The following is a 1,081-nucleotide window of genomic DNA, read 5'->3' as shown; positions in this document are numbered from 1 at the left end:
CAGACGTTCGCCGACTGGCTGCGCGAGCTCGGCTGACGCACGCGTATCCAGTTGGGGGGCGGCGCCCTCTCCCGGTCGGGGACGGTGCGCTCGTCGCACCGACCGCGTGGGCGGCTCGTGCCCGTACTCTCCCCCGAGCGGGCACGAGCCGCTCGTACCTCGCGGGCCTGATCAGCCTTCTCCGGTGCGGATACGCTGGGCGTGACTCGCCCCCCGGAGTCAGGGCCGAGACCCCGAGCCCGTCGATACGCGCAGGAGGATCCGTGAGACTCGCCATCGCCGGCGGCACAGGGATGACCGGCGCGCAGGTCGCCGCGGTCGGGCGCGAGCGCGGCCACGAGGTCACGGTGCTGTCGCGGCGGACCGGCGTGGAGCTCTTGAGCGGCGCCGGCCTTGCGGGCGCGCTCGATGGGGTCGACGCGGTGATCGACGTCACGAACGTCGTGACGGCGAAGCCCGACGTCTCGGTGATGTTCTTCGCCGGAGCGACCAAGAACCTCCTCGCGGCCGAGCGCGCAGCGGGCGTGCCGCACCATCTCGCGCTGACGATCGTCGGGGCCGAGACCGCCCCCGACGGCTACTACGCGGGCAAGCTCGTGCAGGAGCGGCTGGTGGCCGGCGGCGACATCCCTTGGACGATCCTGCGGACGACGCAGTTCCACGAGTACGCGGCGATGATGTTCCACCGCAGCCACGCGGGCGCGCACGTCGCACCGTCGGGACGCGTGCAGCCCGTCGCGGTGCGCGAGGTGGCCGCGCACCTCGTCGACCTCGCGGAGCGTGGCCCGGGCGGCCGGACCACCGACCTCGGCGGTCCGCGGGAGGAGAGCCTCGCCGACATGGTGCGCAGGTACGCCCACGCGATCGGCTACCGCGCGCCGCTGCCGGTCGTGAACACGCCGGGCACCCTCGGTCGCGCGTTCCGCTCCGGCGCCCTGCTGCCCGGCGCCGGCGCACTGCGGGGCACGCAGACCTTCACGGAGTGGCTCGGCGCCCTTCCCGACGCGTGACGCCCGCGCGGCTCACAGCTGGAATCGCGAAAGGGTGTGTTTCCACGGCGTCCGCGTGCGGAAACATACCC

The 1,081-nt window shown here is 73.7% G+C and carries 1 protein-coding gene; it reads left to right on the top strand.

Annotation, left to right across the window (positions count from 1 at the left end):
• The first annotated feature begins 263 nt into the window (after positions 1-263).
• Complete coding sequence (locus tag B1729_RS18300; RefSeq protein WP_163618270.1) at positions 264-1,010, top strand: SDR family oxidoreductase; 747 nt, start codon at positions 264-266, stop codon at positions 1,008-1,010.
• The last annotated feature ends 71 nt before the right edge of the window (positions 1,011-1,081 follow it).

The organism is Microbacterium sp. B35-04, from assembly GCF_010634885.1.
Taxonomy (GTDB): Bacteria; Actinomycetota; Actinomycetes; order Actinomycetales; family Microbacteriaceae; genus Microbacterium.
This window is presented reverse-complemented; position numbering and strand designations above follow the sequence as displayed.